Origin of the sequence: Burkholderia sp. Se-20378 (assembly GCF_017104665.1) — a bacterium.
Lineage (GTDB): Bacteria > Pseudomonadota > Gammaproteobacteria > Burkholderiales > Burkholderiaceae > Burkholderia > Burkholderia lata.
In genome coordinates this window covers 1-4,645 of record NZ_JAAGPG010000600.1, presented here as the reverse complement: position 1 = coordinate 4,645, position 4,645 = coordinate 1, and the positions used below count along the sequence as shown (strand labels likewise).

Sequence of the window (4,645 nt, the reverse complement as noted above, 5' to 3'; positions counted from 1 at the left end):
TGTACGCGGTGGCCGACGGCATCACGCGCCGCTTCGACGACTTCCTCGAAGCCGAAGTGGCCGATACCGGCAAGCCGGTCAGCCTCGCGAGCCATATCGACATCCCGCGCGGCGCGGCGAACTTCAAGGTGTTCGCCGACATCGTGAAGAACGTGCCGGGCGAAACCTTCGAGATGGCAACGCCGGACGGCGCGGGCGCGCTCAACTATGCGATCCGCCGCCCGGTCGGCGTGGTCGGCGTGATCTGCCCGTGGAACCTGCCGCTGCTGCTGATGACGTGGAAGGTCGGCCCCGCGCTGGCCTGCGGCAACACGGTGGTCGTGAAGCCGTCGGAGGAAACGCCGCAGACGGCTGCGCTGCTCGGCGAAGTGATGAACGCAGCGGGCGTGCCGCGCGGCGTCTACAACGTCGTGCACGGCTTCGGGCCCGGCTCGGCCGGCGAATTCCTGACGACCCATCCCGGCGTGAACGCGATCACGTTCACCGGCGAGACGCGCACCGGCGCGGCGATCATGAAGGCGGCGGCCGACGGCGCGCGGCCCGTCAGCCTCGAAATGGGCGGCAAGAATGCGGCGATCGTGTTCGCCGACTGCGATTTCGACGCGGCCGTCGAAGGCACGCTGCGCTCGTGCTTCGCGAACGCGGGGCAGGTGTGCCTCGGCACCGAGCGCGTGTATGTCGAGCGTCCGCTGTTCGAGCGCTTCGTCGCCGCGTTGAAAGCCGGCGCCGAGCAACTGCGGCCGGGCCGCCCGGAAGCGGACACGACCGGCATCGGCCCGCTGATCAGCCAGGAGCACCGCGACAAGGTGCTGTCGTACTACCGCAAGGCCGCCGAGCTCGGCGCGACGGTCGTGACCGGCGGCGGCGTGCCCGACATGCCGGACGCGCTGCGCGACGGCGCGTGGGTGCAGCCGACGATCTGGACGGGCCTCGGCGACGATTCGCCGATCGCGCGCGACGAGATCTTCGGGCCGTGCACGCTCGTGATGCCGTTCGATTCGGAAGCGGAGGTGATCGGCCGCGCGAATGCGAACGCGTACGGGCTGTCGACCGCGATCTGGACCACCAACCTGTCCCGCGCGCATCGCGTCGCCGCGTCGATCGACGTCGGCATCGCATGGGTCAATTCGTGGTTCCTGCGCGACCTGCGCACCGCGTTCGGCGGCGCGAAGCAATCGGGCATCGGCCGCGAAGGCGGCGTGCATTCGCTCGAGTTCTACACGGAACTCCGCAACGTCTGCATCAAGCTCTGATCCACCCGTTACTGACCGGAAAACTCTTATGGACTCCACGTTGATTACCGCGCTGGGCGACCGGCTGTACGACGCGATGACCTCGCGCACGCCCGTCGCACCGCTGACGTCGCAGCACGAGGACCTGTCGGTCGACGACGCGTACCGGATCCAGCAGCGCTTCGTGCAGCGCCGCCTGGACGCCGGGGAAACCGTGATCGGCAAGAAGATCGGCGTCACGTCGAAGGCCGTGATGGACATGCTCGGCGTGTACCAGCCCGATTTCGGCTACCTGCTGTCGGGGATGGTGTATGGCGAAGGCGCGTGCATTCCGCTCGACACGCTGATCCAGCCGAAGGCGGAAGGCGAGATCGCGTTCGTGCTGAAGCGCGACCTGCTCGGCCCCGGCGTGACGAACGCGATGGTGCTGGCCGCGACCGAATGCGTGATGCCGTGCTTCGAGATCGTCGATTCGCGGATTCGCGACTGGAAGATCCGGATCGGCGACACCGTGGCCGACAACGCGTCGTGCGGCGTGTTCGTGCTCGGCGACAAGGCGGTGAGCACGCGTCGCGTCGATCTCGCGACGTGCGGGATGGTGCTCGAGAAAAACGGCGACGTGATCGGCACCGGCGCCGGCGCGGCCGCGCTCGGCTCGCCGGTCAATGCCGTCGCGTGGCTCGCCAATACGCTCGGCCGGCTCGGCATCCCGCTGAAGGCCGGCGAAGTGATCCTGTCCGGCGCGCTCGCCGCGATGGCGCCGGCCGGGCCCGGCGACAACTTCCGCGTGTCGATCGGCGGGATCGGCGCATGTTCGGTGCGGTTCGCGTGAGCGGCGCCGTTCCCCTTCACTGGCAAACGAGGAATTCCCCATGACCCGAAAAATCCGTTGCGCGCTGATCGGCCCCGGCAACATCGGCACCGACCTGCTCGCCAAACTCATGCGCAGCCCCGTGCTCGAACCTGTCTGGATGGTCGGCATCGATCCCGATTCCGACGGCCTGAAGCGTGCGCGCGAACTCGGCCTGAAGACGACCGCGGAGGGTGTCGACGGCCTGCTGCCGCACGTGCAGGCCGACGGCGTGCAGATCGCGTTCGACGCGACGAGCGCCTACGTGCACGCGGAGAACAGCCGCAAGCTCAACGCGCTCGGCGTGCTGATGATCGACCTGACGCCGGCCGCGATCGGCCCGTACTGCGTCCCGCCCGTCAACCTGATGGACCACATCGGCTCCGGCGAGATGAACGTGAACATGGTCACGTGCGGCGGCCAGGCGACGATCCCGATGGTGTGCGCGGTGTCCCGCGTGCAGCCGGTCGCGTACGGCGAGATCGTCGCGACGGTGTCGTCGCGTTCGGTCGGCCCCGGCACGCGCAAGAACATCGACGAATTCACGCGCACGACGTCGGCCGCGGTCGCGCAGGTCGGCGGCGCGAAGGCGGGCAAGGCGATCATCGTGATCAACCCGGCCGACCCGCCGCTGATCATGCGCGACACCGTGCACTGCCTGACCGAGACCGCGCCCGACGAGGCGCGCATCGTCGAATCGGTGCACGCGATGATCGCCGACGTGCAGCGCTACGTGCCCGGCTACCGGCTCGTCAACGGGCCGGTATTCGACGGCAACCGCGTGTCGATCTACCTCGAAGTCGAAGGCCTCGGCGACTACCTGCCGAAGTACGCGGGCAACCTCGACATCATGACGGCCGCCGCCGCGCGCACCGCCGAGATGTTCGCCGAGGAAATGCTGGCCGGCCGCCTCGCGCTTCAGCCGGCCGCGCAGGCAGCCTGACGCGCGCTCATCCCACGACCGGACGAACAAGGAAACGGCAATGAATCTCAAAGGCAAGCGAATCACCGTCCACGACATGACGCTGCGTGACGGCATGCACCCGAAGCGTCACCAGATGACGCTCGACCAGATGCGCGCGGTCGCGACCGGGCTCGACGCGGCCGGCGTGCCGCTGATCGAAGTCACGCACGGCGACGGGCTCGGCGGCTCGTCGGTCAACTACGGCTTTCCCGCGCACACCGACGCCGAATACCTCGGCGCGGTGATCCCGCTGCTCAAGCGCGCGAAGGTATCGGCGCTGCTGCTGCCGGGCATCGGCACCGTCGACCACCTGAAGGAGGCGCACGCGCTCGGCGTGCATACGATCCGCGTCGCGACGCACTGCACCGAGGCCGATGTCTCCGAGCAGCACATCGCGATGGCGCGCAAGCTCGACATGGATACCGTCGGCTTCCTGATGATGAGCCACATGAACAGCCCGGAAGGGCTCGTGAAGCAGGCGAAGCTGATGGAGTCGTACGGCGCGAACTGCATCTACATCACCGATTCCGCCGGCTACATGCTGCCCGACGACGTGAAGGCGCGTCTCGGTGCGGTGCGCGACGCGCTGCAGCCGCAGACGGAGCTCGGCTTCCACGGCCACCACAACCTCGCGATGGGCGTCGCGAATTCGATCGCCGCGATCGAGGCCGGCGCGAACCGGATCGACGGCGCGGCGGCCGGGCTCGGCGCGGGCGCCGGCAATACGCCGCTCGAAGTGTTCGTCGCCGTGTGCGAGCGGATGGGCATCGAGACCGGCGTCGACGTTTGGAAGATCCAGGACGTCGCGGAGGATCTCGTCGTGCCGATGATGGATTTCCCGATTCGCGTCGATCGCGACGCGCTGACGCTCGGCTATGCGGGCGTGTACGGCTCGTTCCTGCTGTTCGCGAAGCGCGCGGGCGACAAGTACGGGATCCCGGCGCGCGACATCCTCGTCGAGCTCGGCCGGCGCGGGATGGTCGGCGGGCAGGAGGACATGATCGAAGACACCGCGCTGACGCTCGCGAAGGCGCGCGCGGCGCAAGCGAAGCGGGAGGCCGCATGAACCTGACCACCGACATCGTCGAATCGCTCGCCGAGCATCTCGACGGCTGCATGCGCGACGCGCGCGACACGCCGAAGATCACCGACCGTCATCCCGAGATGGACTGGGACGATGCCTACGCGGTGCAGGATGCGATCCGCCGCCGGCAGCTCGGGCATGGCGCGCGGATCGTCGGCTACAAGGCCGGCCTGACGTCGCACGCGAAGATGCGCCAGATGGGCGTCGATACGCCCGTGTTCGGCTTCCTCACGGACCTCTACGACCTGCCCGACGGCGGCGAGTGCGATACGTCGGCACTGATCCATCCGAAGGTGGAGCCCGAGATCGCGTTCGTGACCAAAGCCGAGCTGAAAGGGCCGGGCTGCCATATCGGCTCGGTGCTCGCCGCGACGGATTTCGTCATCGCCGGCATCGAGGTGATCGACAGCCGCTACCGCGACTTCAAGTTCGACCTGAAGAGCGTGGTGGCCGACAACACGTCGGCCGCGCGCTTCGTCGCGGGCGGGCGGCCGCTCGCGGTGGACGGCGTCGAA

Annotated in this window: 5 protein-coding genes; all 5 read left to right on the top strand. The window is 68.4% G+C overall.

Translation table 11 applies throughout. From position 1 onward, the window contains the following. The coding region (locus G3N93_RS34560; protein ID WP_206134981.1) for a 2-hydroxymuconic semialdehyde dehydrogenase at positions 1-1,253 on the top strand (1,253 nt) is incomplete at its 5' end. A gap of 28 nt (positions 1,254-1,281) precedes the next feature. Then, positions 1,282-2,064 (top strand): 2-oxopent-4-enoate hydratase, encoded by a 783-nt coding sequence (dmpE, locus tag G3N93_RS34555; protein ID WP_174939734.1) that lies wholly within the window; start codon positions 1,282-1,284, stop codon positions 2,062-2,064. Between the two features lie 40 nt (positions 2,065-2,104). Further along, positions 2,105-3,025 carry an acetaldehyde dehydrogenase (acetylating) gene (locus tag G3N93_RS34550; RefSeq protein ID WP_206134980.1) on the top strand — a complete coding sequence of 307 codons (921 nt, stop codon included), beginning with the start codon at positions 2,105-2,107 and terminating at the stop codon, positions 3,023-3,025. A 40-nt stretch (positions 3,026-3,065) separates the two neighbouring features. After that, the gene (gene dmpG / locus G3N93_RS34545) at positions 3,066-4,112 is read left to right on the top strand and encodes a 4-hydroxy-2-oxovalerate aldolase (RefSeq protein ID WP_174939631.1); all 1,047 of its coding nucleotides are present in this window, start codon (positions 3,066-3,068) and stop codon (positions 4,110-4,112) included. After that, positions 4,109-4,645 (top strand): 4-oxalocrotonate decarboxylase (locus G3N93_RS34540; RefSeq protein ID WP_206134979.1); only part of this gene is annotated, 537 nt, incomplete at its 3' end. The genes dmpG and G3N93_RS34540, both read left to right, overlap by 4 nt.